The sequence below is a fragment of the Kitasatospora sp. NPDC091276 genome, from assembly GCF_040684355.1.
Lineage (GTDB): Bacteria > Actinomycetota > Actinomycetes > Streptomycetales > Streptomycetaceae > Kitasatospora.
The window spans coordinates 224,557-249,210 of record NZ_JBFBFU010000009.1 but is presented as its reverse complement, the minus strand read 5'-3'; the positions used below and the strand labels follow the sequence as shown (position 1 = coordinate 249,210).

Annotated in this window: 21 protein-coding genes, 4 tRNA genes and 1 pseudogene; 18 read left to right on the top strand and 8 right to left on the bottom strand. The window is 72.5% G+C overall.

All coding sequences use genetic code 11. From position 1 onward, the window contains the following. Positions 1-99 precede the first annotated feature (99 nt). From AB0O19_RS14320 to AB0O19_RS14285, 8 genes are all read left to right on the top strand, one after another. Positions 100-336 carry a hypothetical protein gene (locus AB0O19_RS14320; RefSeq protein ID WP_063348632.1) on the top strand — a complete coding sequence of 79 codons (237 nt, stop codon included), beginning with the start codon at positions 100-102 and terminating at the stop codon, positions 334-336. A gap of 303 nt (positions 337-639) precedes the next feature. After that, positions 640-1,176 (top strand): tRNA adenosine deaminase-associated protein, encoded by a 537-nt coding sequence (locus tag AB0O19_RS14315; RefSeq protein ID WP_363579757.1) that lies wholly within the window; start codon positions 640-642, stop codon positions 1,174-1,176. Positions 1,177-1,227: 51 nt separating this feature from the next. Then, positions 1,228-1,755, top strand: a complete 528-nt coding sequence (gene tadA / locus AB0O19_RS14310) for a tRNA adenosine(34) deaminase TadA (RefSeq protein ID WP_363619499.1) — start codon at positions 1,228-1,230, stop codon at positions 1,753-1,755. Between the two features lie 93 nt (positions 1,756-1,848). Beyond that, positions 1,849-1,935: transfer RNA gene (locus AB0O19_RS14305), tRNA-Ser, on the top strand. 452 nt (positions 1,936-2,387) lie between these two features. Further along, positions 2,388-2,552, top strand: a complete 165-nt coding sequence (locus AB0O19_RS14300; RefSeq protein WP_167745863.1) for a hypothetical protein — start codon at positions 2,388-2,390, stop codon at positions 2,550-2,552. A gap of 92 nt (positions 2,553-2,644) precedes the next feature. Next, on the top strand, positions 2,645-2,938 hold the full coding sequence (locus AB0O19_RS14295; RefSeq protein WP_063348630.1) for a Dabb family protein: 294 nt from the start codon (positions 2,645-2,647) through the stop codon (positions 2,936-2,938). A 338-nt stretch (positions 2,939-3,276) separates the two neighbouring features. Continuing rightward, positions 3,277-4,059, top strand: coding sequence for an RNA polymerase sigma factor SigF (locus tag AB0O19_RS14290; RefSeq protein WP_244293642.1), 783 nt, complete (start codon positions 3,277-3,279; stop codon positions 4,057-4,059). A gap of 144 nt (positions 4,060-4,203) precedes the next feature. Continuing rightward, positions 4,204-5,097 carry an RNA polymerase sigma factor SigF gene (locus AB0O19_RS14285; protein ID WP_350876421.1) on the top strand — a complete coding sequence of 298 codons (894 nt, stop codon included), beginning with the start codon at positions 4,204-4,206 and terminating at the stop codon, positions 5,095-5,097. Positions 5,098-5,167: 70 nt separating this feature from the next. Here AB0O19_RS14285 and AB0O19_RS14280 read toward each other — a convergent pair whose 3' ends face one another. Next, a complete protein-coding gene (locus tag AB0O19_RS14280; RefSeq protein WP_363619498.1) occupies positions 5,168-5,296 on the bottom strand; it encodes a hypothetical protein in 129 nt (42 codons plus the stop codon). A 597-nt stretch (positions 5,297-5,893) separates the two neighbouring features. Between AB0O19_RS14280 and AB0O19_RS14275 the strand changes: the two genes are divergently transcribed. The 9 genes and pseudogenes from AB0O19_RS14275 to AB0O19_RS14235 all read left to right on the top strand — a co-directional run bounded on the left by AB0O19_RS14275 (position 5,894) and on the right by AB0O19_RS14235 (position 16,365). Further along, positions 5,894-8,245, top strand: coding sequence for a hypothetical protein (locus tag AB0O19_RS14275; protein WP_363619497.1), 2,352 nt, complete (start codon positions 5,894-5,896; stop codon positions 8,243-8,245). Positions 8,246-8,359: 114 nt separating this feature from the next. Further along, positions 8,360-9,874 (top strand): GT4 family glycosyltransferase PelF, encoded by a 1,515-nt coding sequence (gene pelF / locus AB0O19_RS14270; RefSeq protein WP_363619496.1) that lies wholly within the window; start codon positions 8,360-8,362, stop codon positions 9,872-9,874. After that, a complete protein-coding gene (locus AB0O19_RS14265) occupies positions 9,871-10,101 on the top strand; it encodes a hypothetical protein (protein WP_363619495.1) in 231 nt (76 codons plus the stop codon). The genes pelF and AB0O19_RS14265 overlap by 4 nt, the downstream gene beginning before the upstream one ends. Further along, the gene (locus AB0O19_RS14260; RefSeq protein ID WP_363619494.1) at positions 10,098-11,615 is read left to right on the top strand and encodes a hypothetical protein; all 1,518 of its coding nucleotides are present in this window, start codon (positions 10,098-10,100) and stop codon (positions 11,613-11,615) included. Before AB0O19_RS14265 ends, AB0O19_RS14260 begins: the two co-directional genes overlap by 4 nt. Positions 11,616-11,798: 183 nt before the next feature. Continuing rightward, positions 11,799-12,791: an SDR family NAD(P)-dependent oxidoreductase gene (locus tag AB0O19_RS14255; protein ID WP_363619493.1), complete on the top strand. Its 993-nt coding sequence runs from the start codon at positions 11,799-11,801 to the stop codon at positions 12,789-12,791. Between the two features lie 74 nt (positions 12,792-12,865). Next, positions 12,866-13,567 (top strand): annotated as a pseudogene (locus AB0O19_RS14250) (sugar phosphate nucleotidyltransferase); the annotation flags it as partial. Between the two features lie 125 nt (positions 13,568-13,692). Continuing rightward, on the top strand, positions 13,693-14,610 hold the full coding sequence (locus tag AB0O19_RS14245) for an NAD(P)-dependent oxidoreductase (RefSeq protein ID WP_363619492.1): 918 nt from the start codon (positions 13,693-13,695) through the stop codon (positions 14,608-14,610). Next, complete coding sequence (locus tag AB0O19_RS14240) at positions 14,607-15,302, top strand: spherulation-specific family 4 protein (RefSeq protein ID WP_363579765.1); 696 nt, start codon at positions 14,607-14,609, stop codon at positions 15,300-15,302. Before AB0O19_RS14245 ends, AB0O19_RS14240 begins: the two co-directional genes overlap by 4 nt. A gap of 22 nt (positions 15,303-15,324) precedes the next feature. Beyond that, a complete protein-coding gene (locus AB0O19_RS14235; RefSeq protein ID WP_363579766.1) occupies positions 15,325-16,365 on the top strand; it encodes an endo alpha-1,4 polygalactosaminidase in 1,041 nt (346 codons plus the stop codon). A 75-nt stretch (positions 16,366-16,440) separates the two neighbouring features. Here the strand turns inward: AB0O19_RS14235 and AB0O19_RS14230 are convergent, their stop codons facing one another. Further along, complete coding sequence (locus AB0O19_RS14230; protein WP_350876437.1) at positions 16,441-16,650, bottom strand: hypothetical protein; 210 nt, start codon at positions 16,648-16,650, stop codon at positions 16,441-16,443. Positions 16,651-16,804: 154 nt separating this feature from the next. Here AB0O19_RS14230 and AB0O19_RS14225 point away from each other — a divergent pair, with 154 nt between their 5' ends. Beyond that, the gene (locus tag AB0O19_RS14225) at positions 16,805-17,770 is read left to right on the top strand and encodes an aldo/keto reductase (RefSeq protein WP_363619491.1); all 966 of its coding nucleotides are present in this window, start codon (positions 16,805-16,807) and stop codon (positions 17,768-17,770) included. A gap of 529 nt (positions 17,771-18,299) precedes the next feature. Here AB0O19_RS14225 and AB0O19_RS14220 read toward each other — a convergent pair. The 6 genes from AB0O19_RS14220 to AB0O19_RS14195 all read right to left on the bottom strand — a co-directional run bounded on the left by AB0O19_RS14220 (position 18,300) and on the right by AB0O19_RS14195 (position 24,624). Further along, positions 18,300-19,322, bottom strand: a complete 1,023-nt coding sequence (locus AB0O19_RS14220) for a C40 family peptidase (protein WP_363619490.1) — start codon at positions 19,320-19,322, stop codon at positions 18,300-18,302. Then, a complete protein-coding gene (locus tag AB0O19_RS14215; protein WP_363619489.1) occupies positions 19,319-20,611 on the bottom strand; it encodes an SPFH domain-containing protein in 1,293 nt (430 codons plus the stop codon). The genes AB0O19_RS14220 and AB0O19_RS14215 overlap by 4 nt, the downstream gene beginning before the upstream one ends. A 194-nt stretch (positions 20,612-20,805) precedes the next feature. Continuing rightward, positions 20,806-23,838, bottom strand: a complete 3,033-nt coding sequence (locus tag AB0O19_RS14210; RefSeq protein ID WP_363619488.1) for an Ig-like domain-containing protein — start codon at positions 23,836-23,838, stop codon at positions 20,806-20,808. 277 nt (positions 23,839-24,115) lie between these two features. After that, a tRNA-Arg gene (locus AB0O19_RS14205) sits at positions 24,116-24,191 on the bottom strand. A 31-nt stretch (positions 24,192-24,222) separates the two neighbouring features. Beyond that, a tRNA-Arg gene (locus AB0O19_RS14200) sits at positions 24,223-24,298 on the bottom strand. A gap of 235 nt (positions 24,299-24,533) precedes the next feature. Next, positions 24,534-24,624 (bottom strand) — tRNA-Ser (locus AB0O19_RS14195). Positions 24,625-24,654 lie beyond the last annotated feature (30 nt).

Below are 24,654 nucleotides of genomic sequence, written 5' to 3'. Positions count from 1 at the left end.
GGGTGCACCCGGCCGTGCCGCGCCGTGGCGCCCCGCGAATGTCCGGACGGAAGCGCCTCCTGTGGTATCAACCGGGCTGATCTGGGAATGTCACGTCTTATGACGAGCAACCCGAACGCCGGGGACGGCTCGGCGGACGAGCCCGCAGGCCGGTCGGGCAATCGCCCCGGCCCGCCACAGGACCCCCCGGAGACCGAGGCGGACCGCCGCAGGCGGCGGGCCGTCTTCCTGCGCGAGCTCACCGAGGCCCGCGAGCTCCGGGAGCGGGTCCAGCCCCGGCGGACCAAGGAACGGCGGATGCGCGAAGCCATGCGGATGCGAACCTTCCGGATCTGACGAGGATCCGAAGCGGTTCCGGCGCGGCTCCCTCCGCAGCTCCCCCCGCGGCTCCGCCGACCGGCTGGTCCGGATCCGACGGGCCCCGGGCGGTGGCGCCGGCGCCACACCGGCCGCCGGCCGGACCTTCCGACACGACCTGCAAAGACGCGCTGCCGAACACCCCCCGCAAGGGCGGGCTTTCTGTCACGATTCCGATGGGACGGTCCGAACGAGCGGACCGCCTCTGGCGCGGGGGCGGCCAGATTTTCGCGTTGCCCGAGCGCGCCGACAGCCGAGACCGAGATCTTGGGAGTGTCCCTGGTGGCGTACTTCGCTGCAGTGCTTGCTCGCACCGAGGACGGGTGGGATGTGAGCGAGACGGAGCTCGACGACGTCGAAACCCTCGCCGACCTGACCGAACTGGCCCGCGACTCCACGCAGGACGACGACAGCGTCCTGATCTTCATCGAACAGGAGGACGCCTGGTTCGCCATCGTCCGGGTGGACGGCGAGGAGGACCCACGGATCTTCGTGTCCGACGGCGCCGCCGCCGCCCGCAGCTCCTACGGCTCCGTCCTCACCGACGAGCTGGTCGACCAGGCCGGTGAGAGCGAGTTCGGCGACCTGGACCACCTGGTCGTCGAGCTGGAGGAGGACGAGGAGACGCAGGAGCAGGACGAGGACGCCCGCAGCGGCGTCCCGGTCGGCCCGCTCGGCGACGCCCACCTGCTCACCGAGTTCGGCCTGGCCGCCGAGGAGCTGCTCGCCCTCAGCGGCGAGGGCGCCGTCCCGGGCGACGCCCTGGAGGAGATCGCCGAGGCCCTCGGCTGCGGCGAGGTCCTGGAGGCGGTCCGGTAGCGGGCGGTGACCAGGCCGGTGCCCACCGCCGGATACCCGACACTGGATGCCATGCAGTCCGCATCCACCCCGCAGGCCGTCCCCCGCATCGCCCCTCTGCCCGCCCCCGTCCGCCCCGACCCGGTCCGTGACCGCTGGGCGGCGCCGATGCGCCTCGCCATCGCCGAGGCCGCCCTGGCGCCGGCCACCGGCGACGTCCCGGTCGGGGCGCTCGTCCTGGGCCCGGACGGCGAGGTGATCGGGCGCGGCCACAACGAGCGCGAGGCGGTCGGCGACCCGACCGCGCACGCCGAGGTGGTCGCGATCCGGCAGGCGGCCGAACGGATCGGGGAGTGGCGGCTCAGCGGCTGCACCCTGGTCGTCACCCTGGAGCCCTGCACGATGTGCGCCGGCGCCATCGTGCTGTCCCGGATCGACCGGGTGGCCTACGGCGCCCTCGACGAGAAGGCCGGCGCGGCCGGCTCGCTCTTCGACGTGATGCGCGACCGCCGGCTCAACCACCGCCCCGAGGTGGTCTGGGGCGTCCTCGCCGACGAGTGCGGCGAGCAGCTGCGCGAGTTCTTCGAGTCCCACCGCTGACGTCCGGCGCCGACTTCCGCCGCCGGCTCCCCCGTCGGCCGCCCGGCCATACGGATTTCGTGACCGCGCCACCCGTCCGGTAGAGTTCCCCTCGGTAGCGTGTCCGAGCGGCCAAAGGAGCACGCCTCGAAAGCGTGTGTGGGGGCAACTCCACCGTGGGTTCGAATCCCACCGCTACCGCTGTAGAGCCCGAGGGCCCGTCCGATCCGGACGGGCCCTCGGCGTTTCCGCGCACCCCCGAACGCGAAAAGGGCTCCGTACTCCGGGCTGATGACCACCAACGCCCGGAGAGTACGGAGCCTGGAAAGGGGGAGCGGCTCGGGGGGACGACCGCTCCCCCGGCGGAGTCCCACAACCGGCGCCGCGTCGGGGGGAAGCCGCGGCGCCCGGTCCCACAGCGGGGAGCTCCGGATCCACGCACCGGGGATTCCTGCCAGATCCTCGGCACGTCTCCCATCCTGCCGCCCGGGACGTTTCCGGGCATCCGGAGAAAGGCCCCACTCACGGGGACCTTCGTCCCGCCGGGCGAACGCGTCGCACACTTGATAGCCCGTCCGATGGATAAGCTGCTTCCGCAGGGCCGCTCGGGGACCCGGATGGCGGCGGCCCACAGCAGGAGAGGACGACACCCGATGGCGCAGGCGAAGAAGATCGGCATGGCCCTCCTGCTCATCTTCGTCCTCTACTCGATCATCAGCTCGCCGGCCCGCTCCGCCCAGCTCGTCCAACTGGGCTTCGAGGGCATCTCGAACGCGGCCAAGGCGGTCGGCACCTTCATGACCGGGCTGATCAAGTGAGCCGTCCGGTCGCGTAGGGCCCGTCGTCCCGCCCCGGCGCACCGGCTACGGTGTGCGGGACCCTCTGTCCCCGTCCGCGAGGAGCGGCAATCGTGATCCGGCATCTGGTCCTGTTCAAGCTCAACGAAGGCGTCCGCAAGGACGACGAGCGCGCGCTCGCCGGCGCCAAGGCGTTCGCCGAGCTGGGTTCGCTGATCCCCGAGCTGCGCGAGTGGGAGTGCGGCTGGAACACCACCGAGCGGGACATCGCCCACGACTACGCGATCAACAGCCTGGTCGAGGACCGCGACGCCCTGCACGCGTACCTGACCCACCCGGCCCATCAGGCCGCGGCCGGCCAGTGGCGCGAATTCGCCACCTGGGTGATCGCCGACATCGAGGTCTGACACCCGAGGCACCCGGGTCCGTCCCTCGGACGGCCCGCCGCGCCCCGTCCGGCCACCGGACGGGGCGCCTTGCTCCGCCCCGGAACGATCCGTGCGGCGCCTGGGCGGGAAGCCCGGTGAAGCCCTGACCCCGCACCAACACACCTCCGCCGGGTGCTTGCCCGACCTGCGCCCGCCTTGTGATGCTATGACCGGTTTTGCCGGACATGGCGAGGTGGTGAAGCAGCCGCGACACCCGATCCGCAGGGCCCTTCGTTATCGACTGAGGGAGGGGTGACGTGTCCGACGAGGTACTGGCGTCGATCATCAGCCCGGCCGGCGAGCTCCGCCCGGACGGTCTGCGCGGCCCCGGCGGCCGCCCCGCGGTGGACGTCCGGACGCTGACCCGGGTGCTGTTCGAACGGCTCGCGGAGCTGCCCCCGGGCACCCCCGAGCGGGAGCGGGTCCGGGCCGCCCTGATCGAGGTGAACATCCCCCTGGTCCGCTACGCGGCCACCCGCTTCCGCAGCCGCAGCGAGCCGATGGAGGACGTCGTCCAGGTCGGCACCATCGGCCTGATCAACGCGATCGACCGCTTCGACCCCACCCGAGGCGTCCAGTTCCCCACCTACGCACTGCCGACCATCCTCGGCGAGATCAAGCGCTACTTCCGGGACAACGTCCGCACCATGCACGTCCCGCGCCGGCTCCAGGAACTGTGGGTCCAGGTCAGCGGCGCGATGGAGGAGCTGACGGTGCTGCACGGCCGGGCCCCCAAGGTGCCGGAGATCGCCGCCAGCCTGCGGATCCCCGAGGAGGACGTCCGGGCCTGCCTGGACGCCGGGCGGGCCTACAACGCGGCCTCGCTGGAAGCGGCGCAGGAGCACGAGGGCGGGCTCGCCCTGCTGGACCGGCTCGGCTACGAGGACTCCGCGCTGGCCGAGGTCGAGCACCGGGACATGGTCCGCCACCTGCTGGTCCAGCTGCCCGAGCGGGAGCGGCGGATCGTGATGCTGCGGTTCTTCGCCAACCTGACCCAGTCGCAGATCAGCACCGAGCTGGGGATGTCCCAGATGCACGTCTCGCGGCTGCTCTCCCGCATCCTGACGAGGCTTCGGACCGGCAACTCCTGGGAAGACTGAGATTGCAGCGCGTTACCCTCGCGTGACATCTTGCGACGTTCGGGTTTGCCGTGGACCGTGTTCCGGTATGGAGGGGGAGGGCCCCCGCCGGGAACCTCCGTGCGACGGCCCCCGTTCAACTGTCAGTCACAAGGGGGTGGGCGCATGTCCGGAGAGCTGGGCACTGCGGAGATCCACGCTGGTCAGGCCAACGGTACGGCTGTCGCCGAGGACCGGATCCCGCTCCAGCGGGTCCCGGCCGCCGCGCCGCCCGGGCCCGAGACGCCGCCCGGCTCCGGGCTGGACACCCGGACGCTGTCGCGCTCGCTGTTCCTGCGGCTGGCCGCCCTGGAACCGGGCAGCGCGGAGCACACGTACGTCCGCGACACCCTGATCGAGCTCAACCTGCCGCTGGTCCGGTACGCCTCGGCGCGCTTCCGCAGCCGCAACGAGCCGATGGAGGACATCGTCCAGGTCGGCACCATCGGCCTGATCAAGGCGATCGACCGGTTCGACCCCGAGCGCGGGGTGGAGTTCCCCACCTTCGCGATGCCCACCGTGGTGGGCGAGATCAAGCGCTTCTTCCGGGACACCAGCTGGTCGGTCCGGGTGCCCCGGCGGCTCCAGGAGCTGCGGCTGGCGCTCACCAAGGCCGGTGACGACCTGTCCCAGCGGCTCGACCGCTCCCCCACCGTCGCCGAGCTGGCCACCTGCCTGGGGGTCAGCGAGGAGGACGTGGTCGAGGGCCTCGCAGTGGGCAACGCGTACACCGCCAGCTCGCTCGACTCCAGCCCCAGCGAGGAGGACGGCGACGGACCGCTGGCCGAGCGGCTCGGCTACGAGGACCTCGCGCTGGAAGGCGTCGAGTACCGGGAGTCGCTGAAGCCGCTGCTGGCCAAGCTGCCGCCGCGCGAGCGCCGGATCATCATGCTGCGGTTCTTCGGCAACCTCACCCAGTCGCAGATCGGCGAGGAGATCGGCATCTCCCAGATGCACGTCTCCCGGCTGCTCACCAGGACGCTGACCCAGCTCCGCGAGGGCCTGATCAGCGAGGGCTGACAGGCCCAGGGAAGCCCTCCGTCGCCGTCCTGGCAGGCTGATGCGCAGCCTGCCAGGACGGCGTCGTCCATCACCCGGGCCGGCCACTGCGGCGGCGCGCTCGACGGTGCTCGACGGTGCGCAGGTAGTCGGCGAGGACGGTTCCGCGGTCGGCGCCGGCGGCGTGCGCGCAGCGGGCCGAACTCGTCGGTAATGACATGGTTCAGGCCATCACTGCACAGGGCCGCGGCGCCCGCCCGTCGACCGTCCAATAGCCGCCGGGATCACGGTCGTCGAGCGCACCGCGCAGTCCGGGACTGCGCCCGACCAGCGCCGTTCGACCGGCTCCGGCGCCGCTTTCCGCCCGGCCCCGATTGCACCGGACTCGGTCCGCCGATCGGCCGCACGAGCACCTCCATTGCATATTCGGACTGTCACATGGCACAGCGGTGCCCGATATTGCATGAACCTGCCCAAGGCGTCGGCAAGATGTGCAAGAGTGTCATGCGCGACGACGACAGTGTAGGTGTCCGGTGGTCCGCCCAAGCCGCACGGGTGGTAACCAGGTGTAGCTCTCAGCTTCCGCTTTTTCATTCTCAATTCATTATTTGCATGGCCGGTCCGGTTCCGGTCACAATCGGCGCCTTCATGGCTTCGCCATGAACGTTGGTAACAGGTTCGCTGCACTCTCGCCCAATTGGTCCCTCGCAGAGGCCCCCCTCGACCAGGATGGGCGCCGGGCAGCCTGCTGCCCGCGAACAGCTACAGGGCAGGCGAGCGCTGAGCAGCGAGGCGCCTACCCAAGGGGAGGATCACCATGGGTCGAGCGACCCGAAGAGTTGCCGCGTGCGCGGCGGCAGTTCTGCTGGCCAGCGGCCTGCAGACCACCCTGGCCCACGGCGACACGCCGCCCAGGATCGACCTCACCATCCTGGTCATCGACGACGGAGGCCCGTCGGTCGCGGCGATCACCGCCGAACTCAAGAACCAGGGCACCCCGTACAAGGTCGTCAACCTCAACGACACCAACCGTCCCATCATCAACTCCGCTTTCCTCAGCGACACGGTGAACGGCCAGCCCCGCGGGAAGTACCAGGGCATCGTCCTTCCCAACGAAAACCCCTTCCCCAACAGTGCGGCCGAGATGACGGCCATCGCGGGCTACGAAGCCGCATTCGGAATCCGGCAGATCGACGCGTACACGTTCGCCAGTCCTGCGGTGGGGCTGAACTACGCGGTGAATCCCGGTTACTACGGCACGCTGGACGGATTCCAGGGAGCCACCACCACGGCCGGCACTTCGGGCCCGTTCGGGTACCTGAAGGGCAGCGTGCCGTTCGAGGACAACGACCCGACCGTCAGCGAGAGTTACGGTTACCTGGCCACGCCACTGGCCACCCTGCCGGCCGGCGCCTCGTTCGTCCCGCTGGTCGACGCCGCGATCCCGAGCACCACCTCGCGCGGTTCGCTGGTCGGCGAGTACACCCACGACGGCCGCAAGGAACTGGTCGTCACGTTCGTCTACAACCAGTACCAGCAGCAGTACCGCCTGCTGGCCCGCGGCATGGTCGACTGGATCACCCAGGGCGTCCACCTCGGCTACGACCGCAACTACTTCGCGGCCCACGTGGACGACGTCTTCCTGGCCGACGACCGCTGGGACACCGTGCTCAAGTGCACCCCCGGCGACGTCACCTGCCCGCCCGGCACCCCGGACACGGCCAACCCGATCCGGATGACGCCGGACGACGCCCAGCACCTCAAGCAGTGGCAGACCGCCAACAACTTCACCCTGGACATGGTGTTCAACGGTGGCGGCAGCGAGGACTGGAAGGCCGACCACCAGACCACGGTGGACCCCACGGCCAACCAGATGATCGCCGACCAGAACAGCTACCGCTGGGTCAACCACACCTACACCCACCCGTACCTGGGCTGCGTCCAGGACGTCACCGTGGTGCCGTGGCGCTGCACCAAGGACTCCTCGGGCAAGACCGTCTGGACCGACCAGAACACCATCTCGGGCCAGATCAAGGACAACTTCGACTGGGCCGCCAAGAACGGCCTGAAGGTCGACCCGCAGGCCCTGGTCACCGGCGAGCACTCCGGTCTGCTGACCGCCCCGCAGGAGACCAGCGACAACCCGAACCTGGCGCCGGCGCTGGCCGCCAACGGCATCAAGTTCACCGGCAGCGACGCCTCCCGCGAGCCCGCCCAGCGGACCGTCGGCTCGTCCACGCTGACCGTGCCGCGCTACCCGATGAACGTCTTCTACAACGCCGGCACGGCGAAGGAGGAGGCCGACGAGTACAACTGGATCTACACCAGCAAGGCCAACGGCGGCAGCGGCGTCTGTGAGAACAACGCCAACTCCACCTGCCTGACGCAGCCGCTGGACGTCAACACCGGATTCCAGTCGTACATCGTGCCGCTGGAGGCCCGGATCGACCTCGGGCACGTGCTGAGCAACGACCCGCGGCCGCACTTCATCCACCAGTCGAACCTGTCCGAGGACCGGATCCTCTACCCGGTGCTGGAGAAGATCCTCGGCACCTACCGGTCGCTGCACGCCGACAACACCCCGATCGTGAACCTCGGCGAGCGCGAGATCGGCCTGGAGTTCCAGCGCCGCGCCGCCTGGAACTCGGCCGTCTCGGCCGGCCAGGTCACCGGCTACCGGGTCGGCAACACCATCACGGTCAACGCTCCGGCCGGTGTTCAGGTCCAGGCCACCATGCCGACCGGAACTTCTCAGAAGCTGGTCATCGGATCGACCGCCTTCGGTTCGTCCTACGCCGGTACGCTCTCCGGTTGGGTGTCCCCGGGCACCCTGCAGAGCAGCGTCTCCCTGCAGCTCCCCTCGGCCGGCACCCCGGCCGCCCCGGCCGCCGTCGCCCCCGGCGTCGCGGCCAAGTCCGTCCCGGCCCCGGCCCCGGCGGACAAGAAGGTCGTCCCGCAGGGCGTCGCCACTCCCGTCCCGGTGGGCCCGAGCGACACCGGTCGTACCAGCGCCCCGACCCTGGTCCCCGGTAGCGGAACCCCGGTGCCCGGCAAGGGCGTCGCCACCGACGGCAACGGCGGCACCGCCGCTGCCGCCAAGAGCGGTAAGGCCACCGGGGGGGCGGCCTCGCTCGGCACCAGTACCACCGGACGCTCCGGCAACCGGTAGCCCGCAGCACCCGATGGCGGGGCCGGGCCGGTCGCCCGGTCCGGCCCTGCCTCGGGTCCCGTTCCGGCCACCCAGACCGGACACCGAAGCAAGGAACAGGAGGGGGGACAGGAGATGCGCGTCACCCTGCTCACCGAGGGGACGTATCCGCACCAGCACGGCGGTGTGAGTGTCTGGTGCGACCAGCTCGTTCAAGGCATGCCGGACGTCGACTTCGACGTCATCGCCGTCACTGGTACCGGCCAGGAACCGCTGGCCTGGGAACTGCCCGCCAACGTGCGGTCGGTCACGACCGCACCGCTGTGGGGCCCGGCCTCCGAGGCCGGACCGCCCCGCGGCAAGGAGATGCGGCGCTTCCTCAACGCGTACGAGCGCTTCCTCCACTCCATCCTCGATCCGGTCTACACCACCCACTTCGGCACCGAGCTGTACGGCTTCGCCGACCTCGCCCGGCGCGGGCTGCTCAGCCCGGCGCTGCGCAGCGAGCGCGCCCTGCGCACCCTCCAGCACGTCTGGACCCGGGACTACCTGCCCACCGCCGTCTCCCGGCCCACCATGCACGACGCCCTGAACGCCACCGACCTGCTGGAGCACGCCCTGCGGCCGCTCTCGGTCGAACCGCCCACCGGCGGCGTCGCGCACGCCGCCAGCGGCGGGCTGGCCACCCTGCCGGGGCTGATCGCCGCCCAGCAGTACGGCGTACCGTTTCTGCTCACCGAGCACGGCATCTACCTGCGCGAGCGCTACCTCGGCTACCGCACCGGCCCGTACCGCTGGCCGGTCAAGGCGCTGCTGCTCGGCTTCTACCGGATGCTGGCCGAGGAGAGCTACCGGCAGGCCGCGCTGGTCACCCCCGGCAACCGGTACAACCGGCGCTGGGAGGAGCGCGGCGGCACGCCGTCCGCCCACATCCGCACCGTCTACAACGGCGTGGACCCGGCGGCCTTCCCGCCCGCCGGGCCCGAACCCGAGACGCCGACCCTCAGCTGGGCCGGCCGGGTCGACCCGATCAAGGACCTGGAGACGCTGATCCGGGCCTTCGCCATCGTCCACCGTGAGATCCCCGAGGCGCGGCTGCGGCTCTTCGGCGGAACCCCCAAGGGCGGCGAGGCCTACCGGGACGGCTGCATAGCCCTGGCCGCCGAACTCGGCATCGCCGACTCGGTGGCCTTCGAGGGCCGCGTCGCCGACATCACCGACGCGTACGCGGCGGGCAACGTGGTCATGCTCTCCAGCATCAGCGAGGGCTTCCCGTTCACCCTGATCGAGGCGATGTCCTGCGGCCGCGCGACCGTCTCGACCGACGTCGGCGGCGTCCGCGAAGCCGTCGGCGACACCGGACTCGTCGTCCCTCCCCGCGAACCCGAACCGATGGCGGCCGCCGCGATCGAGCTGCTGCGCGACGCCGAACGGCGCGCCCGCCTGGGCGAACAGGCCCGGCTGCGGGTCATCGAACAGTTCACGCTCCGCCAGAACATCGACGGCTTCCGGGGCATCTACACCGAACTCCTCGGCACCGCCCGCTGGATGCCGGACGGCGTGGTGGCCGTCACCGACCAGCCCCCCACCACCGACTGGGACCAGCAGCTCGCCGCCGCCCAGCCCCAGCACAGCGAGGTGGGCGCGTGAACGAGCGGAGCGAGAGAACCATCGACAGGTGCGTGTACCGCGAAGCGGCCGCCGAGCGCAGCGGGGGGCGCGTGAACGAGCGGAGCGAGAGAACCATCGAGAGGTGCGTGTACCGCGAAGCGGCCGCCGAGCGCAGCGGGGGGCGCGTGAACGAGCGGAGCGAGAGAACCATCGACAGGTGCGTGTACCGCGAAGCGGCCGCCGAGCGCAGCGAGGTGGCAGCATGAGTGGGCCCCTGCGGCTCGTGGAGGACGAGGGCGGCTCCGAGCGGACGATGCAGCTGCGCACCCTGCCGCTCAAGCGCCGCCGCCCCGCCCTGCCGGCCCAGCCCGAGCCCGAGGAGCAGCTCGACCTCTCCGCGGATCCGCTGGACGAGCTCGCCGAGCGGCTGCACGACATCTGCGCCGATGCCGTCCACCCGTACGAGATCGCCGCGTTCCTGGAGTCCGACGGCCTTTCCGACGAGCAGGCTGCCCTGCTGTACGGCCGCCCAGACTCGTTCACCCTCGCCGAGGAGCTGTTCGAGAAGGTCGAGCGCCGATATCCCGGCCCGAGCTCCGAGTTCGCCAACCCGTGGCGGGCCGACCCCTGGCGCTGCGTCGTGCGCGGCCTGGTGTTCGCCCTGCCCGGGCTCGGCTACCTGCTCGGCGCCAACCTGTTCGCGGCCACCCGGATGCGGTTCGGCCTGCCCTCCGGCATGCTCGCGCTGTCCGTCGCGACGCTGGTCAGCTGGGGCTTCAACCAGGCGCTGGCACACCGCTCGTACCGCTGGCTCGGCCGGCTGCGGCGTCGCGAGGCCGCGATCTGCCTGGCCCTCGGGGCGCCGCTGGGCGCACTGGTCGCGTCCGCCGCGGCGTACGTGGTCGGCGGGCCGCTGGGCGCGCTCTTCTTCGCCGCCGGGCAGTCGCTGTACCTGGGCGCGGCCACCGTCCTGCTGGTGCTGGGGCGGGAGAAGTTCCTGCTGCTGGCCCTGGTTCCGGCCTCGGTGGGCGCGGGCGTGGTGCTGGCCGCGGACGTCCCGCAGGTCGTGCGGACGGTCGTGCTGCTCGTCTCGCTGGTGCTGGCGGTCGGCCTGGCCGCCCGGGAGCTGCTGTTCTGCATCCGCGGCGGCGAGAAGGAGTCCGTCGAGCTGAAGCTGCCGATCCGCCAGGAGGTCCCGCACCTGCTGTTCGGCCTGGCCTGCGGCACCCTCACGCTGATCGCCGGCCTCGGCGAGACCATCCACCAGGCCGTGCAGACCGGCGCCGCGCACGGCGCGAAGGCCACCCCGACCGGACCGGCCATGATCGCGCTGACGCTCAGTCTCGGCCTCGCCGAGTGGCTGCTCTTCCGCTACCGGGCGATGGCCGTGGCCGCGCTGCGCACCAGTCACACCAGCGGGCAGTTCACCCGCCGCACCGGCGGGATCCTGCTCGGCTGCCTGTTCATCTACCTCACCACCGTGGCCGCGCTGGACGCCGCCACGACCGTGCTGTGGCCCGGCGCCCCCGCGCTCGGCGTGCCGCAGCTCGGCGCGATGCTGCTCCTCGGCGGCTCGCTCTGGCTGGCGCTGCTGCTGAACGCCTTCGGGTTCAGCTGGAGCACCGCCCTCATCTGTCTGGCCGCCGCGGGTGCCGAGAGCGCCGGGCTGCTGACCGGTGCGGATCCGATCGTCCTGCAGCTGATCGGCTGCGGGGCGGCCGCCTTGCTCCTCACCGCCATCGCCGGGCCTGCGCTCGGCCGCACCACCCAGCACCGCTGAACACCGAAATCACGCACGCCCAATTCGCGTGCACCGCTGGACCCGCTCCACCTGAACACGCTCCACAACGCGCTTCACCGCAACACGCTTCACCCGAACACGCTTCACGGCACAGCTGAACCACCACCGGCCGGTCGCCACCGGGAGTCCGGCCGTTCCCAAAATCGAGAGAGCGAATCACGCATGAGCAGCGTCGCGGTCACCGGAGCCGAGGGCTTCATCGGCTCCCACCTCGTCGAGTCCCTGGTTGCCGACGGGCACCAGGTCCGGGCCATGGTCCAGTACAACTCCTTCTCGTCCTTCGGCTGGCTGGAGACCCTGCCCAAGGAGGTGCTGGACTCGGTCGAGATCGTCCTCGGCGACGTCCGGGACCCGGGCTCGGTCAACGGCCTGGTCAAGGGCACCGAGGCGGTCTACCACCTGGCCGCCCTGATAGCGATCCCGTACTCCTACCGGGCCCCGCACTCGTACGTCGACACCAACGTCACCGGCACCCTGAACGTGCTGGAGGCGGTGCGCCACCAGGAGATCCCGCGCCTGGTGCACACCTCCACCAGCGAGACGTACGGCACCGCGCAGACCGTGCCGATCACCGAGGACCACCCGATCAACACCCAGTCCCCGTACGCCGCCTCCAAGGCCGGCGGGGACCGGCTGGCCGACAGCTACCACGCCAGCTTCGAGACCCCGGTCGTCACCCTGCGCCCGTTCAACACCTTCGGCCCGCGTCAGTCGATGCGCGCCGTCATCCCGACCGTGATCGCCCAGGTCGCCGCCGGCGAGACCGAGATCACCCTCGGCGACCTGCGCCCGACCCGCGACTTCATGTTCGTCAAGGACACCGCGCACGCGTTCCGCACGGTCGGCACCGCTCCCGCCGAGACCGTGGTCGGCAGGACCTTCAACGCCGGCACCGGCGGCGAGATCTCGGTCGGCGACCTGGTCTCCCTGGTCGGCAAGCTGATGGGCGTCGACCTCCTGGTGAAGGAGGACGAGCAGCGCATCCGCCCGGCCAACTCCGAGGTCATGCGCCTGGTCGCGGACGCCACCCGGCTGCGCGAGGCCACCGGCTGGGCCCCCCAGTTCACCCTGGAGCAGGGCCTGGAGCAGACCATCGAGTTCTTCCGCGACCCGGCCAACCTGGCCCGCTACAAGACCGACATCTACAACGTCTGACCGCCGTAGCGATCAATGCCCGTCCTGGTAACCAAGGTTCGTGTCCTGCACATCCTTTCCGTGGGGGAAACACCATGCATGCAGTGATCCTGGCCGGCGGTAAGGGCGTCCGCCTCCGCCCGTACACCACCGCGCTTCCCAAGCCGCTCGTCCCGATCGGCGACCAGCACGCGATCCTGGAGATCGTGATGCGCCAGCTCGCCGCCGCGGGCTTCAAGACCGTCACCCTGGCCATCGGCCACCTCGGCCACATCATCCGCGCGTACGTCGGCAACGGCTCCCAGTGGGGGCTGCGGGTCGGCTACGCCGTCGAGGACAGCCCGCTCGGCACCATGGGCCCGCTGCTCACCATGCAGGACCGCCTGCCGGAGCACTTCCTGGTGATGAACGGCGACATCCTCACCGACCTGGACTTCGCCGGGGTGCTCAAGCACCACGAGGCGTCCGGGGCGCCGCTCACCATCGCCACCTACGCCCGTCAGGTGAAGATCGACTTCGGTGTGCTGACCGCCGAGTCCGGCAGCATCACCGGCTTCCAGGAGAAGCCGAGCATCGACTACCGCGTCTCGATGGGCGTGTACGGCGTGTCCCGTTCGGCACTCGCCAAGTACACCCCCGGCCTGCCGCTGGGCTTCGACGAGCTGGTGCTGGACCTGCTCGCCGCCAAGACCCCGCCCGCCGCGTACGACTTCGGCGGCTACTGGCTGGACATCGGCCGCCCGGACGACTACGACCGGGCGAACGCCGAATTCTCGTCCATCCGACCGGTGCTGATGCCCTTCGAGTCGGCCGGCGCCGGCCAGGGCGCGGCGGAGCTGCCGATCCCGGCCGCCCGCACCGCCCCGGACGACACGGCCGAGGCTCCCGCCACCGCGGGCGCCCAGAGTGACGGACGGGCCGCGTGAGAATCCTGCTCCTCGGCGGCGACGGCTTCCTCGGCCGTCACGCCACCGCCGTCCTGCGGTCACTGCCCGGTGCCACCGTGCTGACCGCGGGCCGGCGGCCCGCCCACGACCTCCGGCTGGACCTGGCCACCGCCCAGGCCGGCCCGCTCGGCGAGGAACTCGCCGCGCTGGCACCCGACGTGGTGGTCAACTTCGCCGGCGCGGTGGCCGGCAGCGCGGTCAAGCTCGCCGAGGTGAACGCGCGCGGCCCGGCCGTGCTCTGCGAGGCGCTGCAGCTCGGCGCCCCGAAGACCCGGCTGGTGCACATCGGTTCGGCCGGCGAGTACGGCGTCTGTCCGGCGGGCAGCTCGCTGTCCGAGGACTCCGACGCCCGCCCGGTCGGCGTGTACGGCGCGACCAAGCTGGCCGGCTCCCTCGCGGTGGCGGGCTCGGCGCTGGACGCCGTGGTCCTGCGGGTGTTCAACCCGGTCGGCCCGGGGGCACCGGCGGGCTCGCTGCCCGGCCGGCTGGCCGCCGAGCTGCTCCGGGTGGCGCCCGAGGGCGCCGACGGCGTGATCACGGTCGGCGACCTCTCCGCCTACCGCGACTTCGTCGACGCCCGGGACATCGCCCGCGCGGTCGGCCTGGCCGCCGCCGCGGACCGTCCGCTCCCCCGGGTGCTCAACCTCGCCTCCGGGCAGGCCCGGCAGGTCCGGGCGATCGCGGACGGGCTGGTCACCGCGGCCGGCTTCACCGGCCGGATCGACGAGAGCGGGGCGGGCTCCGAGCGCTCGGCCGCGGTCTCCTGGCAGCAGGCCGACGTGTCGGCCGCCGCCCGGGAGCTCGACTGGCACCCGGAGACGGACCTCGCCGACACCCTGCGCGACCTGTGGCTCAGCACCGCCGAGCCCGCCTCCCCACCGGTCGTCGCATGACCGGCGGGATCATCCCCGACGGCCGCCTGCTGGTGCCGCTGTACGTCCACCCCGCGGTGGACCCGGCGGCCTGGCAGGCGGTCGCCGCCGCCGACCCGGGCCGGATCGCCGCCGTCGTGCTCAACCTCGCCGACGGGCCGGGCGAGAACCCGGACAACGTCTTCGCCGAGGCCGCCGACCGACTCCGCGCGGCCGGAGTGCCGCTGGTCGGCTACACCGACACCGACTACGGCCGCCGACCGCACGCGGCGGTGGTCGCCGACATCCTGACCTACCGTCAACGCCACGACATCACCGGCGTCTACCTCGACCAGGTGGCCACCCACCCGGGCGCCCTCGCGCACTACCGGCGGCTGGCCACGGCCGCGCGCGCGGCCGGCTGCGGCACCGTGGTCTTCGGCCACGGCGAGCACCCCGACCCGGGGTACGCCGAAGTCGGCCTGGCCGACCTGCTGGTCACCTTCGAGGGCGACTGGGACACGTACCGCGCGATGACGCTCCCGCTGTGGACCGGCCGCCACGCGGCCTCCCGCTTCTGCCACCTGGTGTACGACGTCCCCGCCGAACACGCCGAGGACGCCACCGCGCTGATCGCCGCCCGCCGGGCCGGCGTCGGCTGCGCCGTACCGGGCGCCGGGGAGAACCCCTGGCGCACCCTGCCCTACGGCCTGACCGCTGCTGAACTGACCTGACCCGATCCGGAGTTCGACTACCGTGAACCGCCGTACCCGGCTCCTGCCGGCCGCCATCACCATCGCCGCCGCCCTGCTGGCGACCTCGTGCAGCAGCTCAGGCTCGGACGACGACGGCTCCTCGGCCGACGGCTCCCCGAGCAGCCCGCCCGCGGCCACCGCCCCGACCACCCCGGACGGCAGCGCAACCCCGGGCACCCCGTCGGACGCCGGCACCACACCCCCGGCCCCCGGCACGCCCAGCGCCCCCGGCTCGCCCACCGCGCCCGCCGCCACCACGCCCCCGGGCGCCACCACCGCCCCGGGCACCCCCGGGACCCCGGGCGGAACTCCCGGCGGCACCACCGCCCCGCAGCCGGCCGGCGCCCGCTGGCAGCCCACCCCGGGCCTCGCCTGGCAGTGGCAGCTCGGCGGCACCGTCGACCAGTCCGTGGACGTCCCGGTCTACGACATCGACGGCTTCGAGAACGACGCCTCGGTGGTGGCCGCGCTGCACGCCAAGGGCCGCAAGGTGATCTGCTACATCAACGCCGGCTCCTGGGAGAACTTCCGCCCCGACTCCGCGGCCTTCGCCAAGTCCTTGCAGGGCTCCGACACCGGCTGGAAGGGCGAGAAGTGGTTCGACATCCGCAAGCTCGACCAGCTCAAGCCGCTGATGGCGGCCCGCTTCGACATGTGCAAGAGCAAGGGCTTCGACGCCATCGAGCCGGACACCATCGAGGCCTACAACCAGAACAGCGGTTTCCCGCTCACTCCTGACGACCAGATCAAGTACAACCGCATGCTGGCCCAGCTCGCCCACGAACGCGGCCTGGCCATCGGTCTGAAGAACGACCTCGACCAGATCCCGGCGCTGCTGCCGGACTTCGACTTCGCGGTCAACGAGGAGTGCTCGCAGTTCGACGAGTGCGACCGGGTCGCGCCGTTCGTCAAGGCGGGCAAGGCGGTCTTCCACGTCGAGTACAAGCTCGGCACGGACCAGTTCTGCGCCAAGGCCAAGTCGCTCGGCTTCAGTTCGATGCAGAAGAAGCTCGACCTGGACGCCTGGCGCAAGCCCTGCTGAGCACCGGCGCACCGGTCCTCGGCGCACCGGTTTCCGTCGCGCGGGTGACCCTCGTCCGGGTCACCCGCGCGAGGATCACTTGACCGCCAGCCAGATGACGCCGCCCAACACGGCCAGCACGATGACGGCGACCAGCGCGATCACGCCGGTGCGGCCACCACCACCGCTGTTGCTGCGGCCGTAGGTGGAGACGGTGCCCGGCGCCTGCGGGGCCGCCGGGGTCTCGTCGACGAACGCCCGGAACATCTGGGTGCTGCCGGCGGGGTCGTAGTCGTTGTCAGCCATGGCACGGACTCTAACGAATCCGCCCACCTCACGGACACCCCGGACCCCTCCTGCGCGACCCCCACCACCCGGTCGCGCAACGGCGGTACGACATCCTCGTGAAGTCCGCCCGACACGCGGAATGCCGCCCAGTGCGATCCGGTTGAATCCGACCATGACCGGAAACCACAGCGACGCCCCGGGCCGGGTCCGCCTCGGCGCCTCCGACCTGTCCGTCTTCCCGCTCTCCCTCGGCGGCAACGTCTTCGGCTGGACGGCCGACGAGCAGCAGTCCTTCGCCGTCCTGGACGCCTACGCCGCGGCCGGCGGCAACTTCGTCGACACCGCCGACGTCTACTCGGCCTGGGCCCCGGGCAACACCGGCGGCGAGTCCGAGACCGTCCTCGGCAACTGGCTGCGCAGCCGCGGCAACCGCGACGACGTCGTGATCGCCACCAAGGTCGGCATGCACCCCGAGGCCGGCGGTCTGGGCGCGGCCAACATCAAGGCCGCGGCCGAGGGTTCGCTGCGCCGCCTGGGCGTCGAGCGGATCGACCTGTACTACACCCACCGGGACGACGACACCCCGGTCGAGGAGTTCGTCACCGCACTGGACGAGCTGGTCCGCGAGGGCAAGGTCGCCGCGGTCGGCGCCTCCAACATCGGCGCCGAGCGGCTGTCCGAGGCGCTGGCCTTCGCCGACCGCGAGGGCCTGGCCAAGTACGTCGCCGTCCAGCCGCACTACAACCTGGTCTCGCGCGGCACCTTCGAGGGCCCGCTGGCCGACGTGGTCGCCGAGCACGGCCTCGCCACCGTCCCGTACTACGCGCTCGCCTCCGGGTTCCTCACCGGCAAGTACCGCCCCGGCGGCCCCGGCGTCGACAGCGCCCGCTCCGAGGGCGCCGCCCGCTACCTGGACGACCCGCGCGGCCCGAAGGTGCTGGCAGCCCTGGACACCGTCGCCGGGGAGCAGGGCGTCGCCCTCGCCACGGTCGCCCTCTCCTGGCTGGCCGGGCGGCCGACGGTCGCCGCCCCCATCGCCAGCGCCCGCACCGTCGAGCAGCTCCCGCCCCTGCTGGCAGCCACCACGCTCCGGCTCACCCCCGAACAGACCGCCCTCCTCGACGCCGCCTCCGCCTGACCCCGCCCCACCCGCAGGCTGCGAACCCGCCCCCACCCGGGCCCGTTCGCAGCCTGCGCCCGTTCCCGGCGAACCCCGCCCGGTTGGGAACGCCGTCCGCAGTGACGGACTTGGTCCACGAACGACCTGACGCGGAGCGGGACTTCAACGCCGAATCCACCACGGCGGCGGCATCGCCGGGAATCCCGCCCGGGACGGGCTCTTCGACGACGAGGACCGGAAGAAGTACGCGCGCCCGGCCCTCGATTCCGCAGACAATCCGGGCCCGGGCGGTAACACCCGCAGGATGACCGTCGGCCCCGCCGATCTGAGGGCCCGCGCCGGCACCGTCGACGAAATCCGGGCGACTTTCCGGGCGGTCGGCGAATCGGCCCGGAAAAGGACGGCCAACGCGCTTGGCGCACCGGCCCATTGACGGATCGGGCCCGAACTGCGCACCCGATGCATCCGCGGGGACGACCAGGTGGCCACGGTCGCGCTTCGGGCCCCCGACAGCACGCCGCTGTCGGGGGCCCGGTGCGCCCCGGCGCTACGGCCGCCCGAAGTGGGTCGGGTAGTAGCCCGAGTTGAGAGTGGAGACCCGGACCGTCTTGCCGGGCCGGGGCGCCTCGACGAACTTGCCGCCGCCCAGATAGATCCCCACGTGGTGGATCCCGGAGGCCCGGCCGCTGTCCGACCAGAACACCAGGTCGCCGCGGCGCAGCTGCCCCGCGCTGATCGGCGTGGTGGCCGCGTACTGGTCGTCGGCCACCCGCGGCAGGCTGATCCCGCTGCGCCGGTAGGCCTGCTGGACGAGCCCCGAGCAGTCGTAGCCTGACGGGCCGTTGCCGCCCCAGACGTACGGCTTGCCCAGCTGGGCGAGCGCGTAGTCGATGGCCGCCTCCATGCTGCCGGAGGCCGGTGCCTGGTCCGCCGACGGCGTGGCCGCGGGCCGGGCGGGAGCGGGATCAGCGCCGCCGCCGGACTGGCCGGTGCGGCTCGCGTAGACGTCGTAGTGGCTGGTCCACCGCCACTCGCCGCTGCCGTTCTTGAACCAGTACTTCGACCCGTCCCAGCCCTGGCGCAGTCCGGAGGAGGAAGCGGAGGAGGCCGAACCGTTGGACACGGCGGCCGCCTTGCCACTGGCACCGCTGGAGCCGCCCGAGCCGCCGGACTGGCCGGTGCGGCCCGCGTAGACGTCGTAGTGGCTGGTCCACCGCCACTCGCCGGCGCCGTTCTTGAACCAGTACTTCGACCCGTCCCAGCCCTGCTTCCCGGCCGCGGCGTGCGCGGACCCGGCACCGGCCGTCAGGCCGACCACGCCGGCGCCCGCCAGCACGGTGGTGGCCAGGCAGGTACTTCGCACGGCGCGGTGTATTCGGCTGCCGCCGGTCCCCGCCGCGGGGCGGGCGGTGCGCGGCCGGGCCGCGCAGTTCGGGCAGCCGCACCCCGCGATCGCGGGGATGCTGCCGGTGCTCTCCTCGAAGCCGATCAGGCCCCGGTCGAGGGCGGCGTCGAAATCGGCGTCGAGGTCGAGACCGGGATCGGCGTACGCGCCGGTGGCTATCCTCATGCGGGTCGTCCTTCCTTCCGCCCGGCCCGTGCGGCCGGGGGCGGTACCGAGGCGGCCACTCCGGCCGGGGCGACGAAGGCGACCAGCAGTTGCTCCATCAGCGCGCTGCGGGCGGCCTCGTCCAGTTCGTGGGCGGTGGCGCGCTCCAGCCGCCGGACGGCGAGCGCCGCCGCCTCGACCGCGTCGTCCACCAGCACCGTCCGCAGGCCCGCGTCCAGGTCGGCCAGCCGGCGGCGGCGCATCGACTCGGCGACCTCGGGCGCGTAGTCCAGCGCCAGCGGCTGCGCCGAGTAGACCTCCAGGCCCGCCGGGGCGACCTCGGCGGCCAGTGCTCTGGTCAGCTCGTCGGCGAACCACTGCCCGTCACGCAGCGCGGGCCCGGGCGCCGCGTTGCTGTCGCACGGCAGGATGGACGCGGTGCGGGTGAGTACCGCCTGGACCTGCTCGCGCAGGTAGCTCTCGTGGTCCTCGATCGCCAGCAGCGCCCGCGCGGTGTCCTTGACCCGCCAGACGATCAGCAGCCGGACGACGATCGGCGTGCCGGTCCGGTCGACCGCCTTGACCGGCTCGCTGCGCCAGTGCCGCAGCCGCACGTCCACCCGGCGCCGGCGCAGCAGCGGGTTGACCCAGACCAGGCCGGTACGGCGGACGGTGCCCCGGTAGCGGCCCCAGCGGGTCAGCACCCGGGTCTCGCCGCCCGCGTTGGCCAGCAGCCCGGCGAGCGCGAACACCACGAGCAGGCCGACCGCGCTGACCGCGGCGACCGACTTGGCGTCCACCTCGGCCTGGCCGCTCGCCTGCGCGGCGGCGCTGCGCAGGTCGGGCAGCGCGTCCCAGTACGGGATGACGCCGTCGCGCAGCAGCATCAGCAGCACGCCGGCCACGCCGACCAGCACCACCAGCAGGGCGATCCAGCCGGGCAGGGCGGTGGCGCCGTGCTCGCGGACCGCCTGGTCGGCGCGCGGGGGCCGGCGGGAGGTGGCGGCCGCGGGGGCGCCGACCTGGATGGCTTCCGGGATCTCGGCGGTCTCCGGGGCGGCCGCCTCCAGCGGATCGCGCAGGTCGGCGGAGGCGCCAGAGGCCGGGCCGGGGACGACGACCAGCGGAGTGGTCGCGGGGCCGCCGTCGACCGGGCCGAGCGGCTTGGCCGTCTTGGCGGCCGTGACGGTGGCTGTGGCGGTGGCTGTGGCCAGCGGGCTGGCGCCGGAGGCGGAACGTTCCGGCAAGGCCGGTGGGAGCGCCTTGGGCAGGTGGTCGGGTCGCTGCGAAGAATCGCGGGTGACGTCCATGCACGGATCCTCGGGGTCGGTGTGTCGCGCAACGGGCGGCCCGGATCTGACGGGCAGTGCCAAGATCAGGCTAAGTTCATACGTCATCAAATGCGACATTTGAGGTGAGGTGTGTCGACATTTGCTGACGAATCGTCCGAAGCCGACCTGACGCGCAGGCACATGAATGGATGGTCGGGATGGTTCAGCGCAGGTCAGCGCCGCCGGACACCGCCATCACGGGCGAACACCCGGCGGGTGATCAGCCCGATGGCGGCGAGCACCAGCAGGCCAGCGGCGACCCCACCGCGCCAACCGCTCGCGGTGGACCGAGCGGCCGCCGCCTGCGAGGCCTCCGCGGCCGCCCCCACGGGCGACGCACTGGGCGGCGCCGGCAGCTGCCCGGCACTCTCCCCGGCGGACCCGAGCGGTTCGGCCGCCACCGGCGTCGATGACGGTGACGGTGACGGAGGCGCTGACAGGGGCGGTGGCAGTGACGGCGGCGGTGACGACGCCACGACGCCGACGGCCGCCCGGGACGGACTGGCACCCAGGGACGGAACGGTACGGAGCGTCGGAGGGACGGAACCGGCGGAGGTGGTGGTGGCGGTCGGGACCGTCGGGACGGTCGGGGTGACGGAAGCAGCGGACGGCCCGGCCGCCGCCGGAACGGCAATCGGCAGCACGCCCACCGGCACCGGCGCGAGCACGGACGCATCGGGCGCCGCCCCCACAACCGGGCTCGGCGACGAGGTGACCGGGATCGAAGGCGTGGACGGGGACGTTGACGTGGACGTGGACGGGGACGTGGACGTGGGCGACATCGCGGGACGGGACGGTACGGAGGAGGCCACCGGCGCGGAAGCACCGGCCGAGGGCAGCACCGGCACCGCCACGCTCGGACTCGGCCCGATCGGCACCGAAGCCGACGCCGACGGGCTCGGCACGGTCGGCACGGTCGGCACCGAGGCCGCGGGGCTGGGCCGCACGGGAACCGACGCCCCCGAACCCGGCACCGCAGAAGTCGACGCCGAAGCCGACGCCGACGGGCTCGACGCCGACGGGCTCGGCGCCGCCGCGACGCGCACGGGCACCGCGTCCGCCGCCGCCCCGTTCCCCGCCAGGTCGGTCGCCGTGACGACCAGCCACTGCTGCCCGTCCGTCAGGTCCCGGTTGGCGGTGCAGGTCCAGCTGCCGTCGAGGGCCGCCGTCGTCCCGCACAGCACCGTCCGCTCGCCCGAGGCCGAACCCGAGACCGAACCCGAGGCCGAAGTCGACCCCGAGGCCGCCGAGCCGCCCGCCCGCGCCGTGACCAGCACCTTCGAACCCGGCTCGGCCCGCCCGGTGAACGTCGGCCGGCTGACCCGCAGGGTCTCCCCGGCGGCCGGCGAGCCGAGCACCGGCTTGTCCGGCGGGACGGTGTCGACGACCAGCGCGACCGCCTGCCCGGCCGTCCGGTTCCCGGCCGCGTCGACCGCGACGGGGGTGAGCAGGTGGCGCCCGTCCACCAGGTTCTCGACCGGCAGGCAGGACCACTGGCCGTCCGCCCGGACGGCGCTGCGGCACAGTTCGGCGGCCTGGTCGGTGACCGCGACGGTGCTGCCCGCCTCGCCGGTACCGGTGAGCTGGATCCCCGGGTCGTTGGTGTACTCCGGGAGGGTGAGGACGGGCGCGGCGGGCGGCGCCGTCTTCACGGTGACCCGGACGGCCTCGCCGCGCAGCACCACACCACCGCTGGTGATCTCGACCGGGGTGAGGGAGTGCGGGCCCGCGGTGAGCGCTTCACCGGGCCGGCAGGACCAGTCGCCGCCGCGCTCGACCCGGGCCCGGCAGGCCGTGGCGTCGCCGTCCCGGATCTCCACCGAGGCACCGGCGACCGCTCCGTCGCCGTGGACCCGCGGACGGGCTTCGGCGAGGACGGCGCCGTCGACGGGTTCGGCGATCTCGGGCCGGGCGGCGCCGACGGTCAGTTTGATCCGCTGGTCGGTGACCTGCCCGGAGTCGGCGAAGCCGCCGGAGGGGACGAGTTGGCTGGCGTCGCGGGCGATCCGCAGCCGGGCCCAGGTGTCGCCGGAGCCGGCGCCGGTCGGGACGGTCCATTCCAGGGTCGCGGTGTCGGCGCCGGCCGGGATCTCGGTCTGCACCCGCTCGGCGGGGTCGAAGCGCCCGCTGTGGTCGAAGTCGATCCAGCCGGCCAGGGTCGCGGGCTGGTCGCCGACCGCCACCGGGACGGTGAGCCGGTAGTAGCGGCCGATCGCGGCCTCGGTGGGGAAGCCGATCGACGGGTCGGCGCCCTGGTACTCGCCGCGGCCGGGCTGGAGCTTGGGGGGCGGCGGGCTGGCGAAGACGCTGCGCCGGCCGGCCCCGTGGTCGAGCTGGACCAGCGGCTCGCCGGTCGGCCCGGCCGTGCCCCGGTCGTCGGCGGACCGGGAGCGGGTGCGGTGCGCAGCGTTGGCGGCGTCCGCGCCGAGGAACAGGTCGGAGAGCACGTGCGAGGCGTTGCCGTAGTTCTGCGGGGCAGTGCCGAGGTCCTCGTCGACGGTGACGGTGTAGGCCTGGCGCAGGACGGGCGGGGCGGTGGTGCTGCCGGCCCGGGCGGTGGAGCGCTGCTCGATCCGGAAGACCGCGGTGCGCAGGGTGCCGACGAGTTCCAGGGTGCCCTCGGAGGCGGAGCCGGCCGCGCCGTCGGAGCTGCCGTCGGCTCCGACGGGCGCAAGGGCGTTGGCGTCGACCGTCCATCCGGGCCAGTCGGTGCGGTTGACCAGGGTGGGGGCGGCGGGTGAGCCGCCGGTGAGGGTCAGCCGGGCCGCGGTGCTGGTGGTGCCCGACTTCCCGGTGGCGAGCGCGACCAATCCGCTGAGGTGCAGCCGGGGGTTACGGACCGGTCGGGAGAAGGCGAGCCGGAGCGTTCCGACGGTGCGCCAGGATCCGTCCGTCTGCGGGCGGTTCTCGGTGACGCTGAAGGTCTGCGCGGGGTTTCCGGGGCGCATTCCGTCCGTGTACGGCCCGGCCGCACGCCCCCCGCCGGAGCGGTCGGCCAGTTCGCCGGCCGCGGCGGCCACCTCGGTGCCCGGGGTGGCCGCGAATTCGAGCTGGACGGAGAGGCCGGAGGGCAGGACCGCCCGGTGTTCCCCCGACCAGGCGTCAGGGGACTGCTGGGCCACTGAGAGTGGGGCGTTCCAGCCGGTCAGCAGCCCGGCCACGAGGACGGTCAGGGCGACGGCCGTGCGGGGAAACTGTCGGCCCATCCGGCTCTCCTTCGCGGTCGGCTGCCGGGGTGCCGGGCAGCCTGGGCACAAGATCTGACAAAAAGGAATCACGATCCTGAACCGGTCATACTGCGACACCTGGGCTTATAGCCGGGTCCCACCCGTTTGGCGGTCATCCGAGCGACAGGACGGGATATACCCGAAACAGATGTATTTCATCCATTAGGCCCGCAATCCAGAACGGACCAGGCACCCGGCGCCCTGTCCGGGCCCGGAAACGGGAGAAGCCCCCGGCCGGTGGCCGGGGGCTTCTCGCTGGTGCGCTCAGCAGGATTCGAACCTGCAACCTCTTGATCCGTAGTCAAGTGCTCTATCCGTTGAGCTATGAGCGCAAGGAACGGGCGAACCCGATCTTGCGGAGATTGGTGCGCTCAGCAGGATTCGAACCTGCAACCTCTTGATCCGTAGTCAAGTGCTCTATCCGTTGAGCTATGAGCGCTCGCCCTGATGAACGGTGCCAGCGGGGCGTTGCGGGGACAACATTACATGACCTGCGACGCGGGACGAAATCGATTGCTCCCTCCCTCCGGGCCGACCCCCTGGAGGCCGCCCGGGCCCCCGACGGCCCCGGCCCGCGGGGCAGGTCGGGGAGGTGGGCGGCGGGGCGGGTCCGGAACCTCCCCGGGGACGGGGAAAGCCCCGCCGACAAGATCGTCGACGGGGCTTTCCGGCTGCGGAGGCTGAGGGATTTGAACCCTCGATCAGGAATAACCCCGAAACCGCATTAGCAGTGCGGCGCCATAGACCGGACTAGGCGAAGCCTCCTCCACAGGGACCACGTCCGCGTGAGCGGAC